This window comes from Chitinimonas violaceus, from assembly GCF_052601015.1.
Genome location: NZ_JBQXDJ010000360.1, coordinates 1 through 225, shown reverse-complemented (window position 1 = coordinate 225; position 225 = coordinate 1). Strand labels below are relative to the sequence as shown.

At 61.3% G+C, this 225-nt stretch carries 1 protein-coding gene; it reads left to right on the top strand.

The genetic code is table 11. The annotated features are described in order from the left end of the window. Window positions 1-225 (top strand): transposase domain-containing protein (locus ACUHMQ_RS21725; protein WP_445297457.1); only part of this gene is annotated, 225 nt, incomplete at both ends.

The following is a 225-nucleotide window of genomic DNA, read 5'->3' as shown; positions in this document are numbered from 1 at the left end:
AGCAAGCCTTGCGCCCGATTGCCGTGGGCCGTGGTAATTGGCTATTCACCGGTTCGGTGCGAGGCGGTCAGGCTGCTGCCGTGTTACTGAGCCTGGTACATTCGTGCAGGCTACGGGACGTCAATCCTTACGCCTATCTCAAGGACGTGCTGACCCGCTACCCATCGGCCAAGCCTGCCGACCTTGATCATCTGCTACCGCATCGTTGGGCTGCCGACCATCCCG